Genomic DNA, 244 nt, shown 5'->3' with positions numbered 1-244 from the left:
CCAACTGCCATTACGAGTTGCCGTCGGCGGTGTTTGAGGCGTTTCTGGGCCGGCGGATGAAGTACACCTGCGGCCTGTATGCGACTGGGAACGAGACTCTGGACGAGGCGCAGGAGGCCAAACTGCGGATGATCGCCTCGCTGCTGGGGATCCGGGGCGGGGAGCGGGTGTTGGACATCGGCTGCGGCTGGGGTGCGCTCGCCCTGTTCCTGGCCGAGCAGCACCAGTGCCAGGTCGTCGCGGT

The 244-nt window shown here is 66.8% G+C and carries 1 protein-coding gene; it reads left to right on the top strand.

Annotated elements, in window-relative coordinates; genetic code table 11:
* On the top strand, positions 1-244 hold a 244-nt coding region (locus IG74_RS0145250), incomplete at both ends, for an SAM-dependent methyltransferase (protein ID WP_158858173.1).

The organism is Streptomyces sp. NRRL B-1347, assembly GCF_000720325.1.
Taxonomy (GTDB): domain Bacteria; phylum Actinomycetota; class Actinomycetes; order Streptomycetales; family Streptomycetaceae; genus Streptomyces.
The sequence above is the reverse complement of the archived record's forward strand: the minus strand, read 5'-3'. Positions and strand labels throughout refer to the sequence as shown.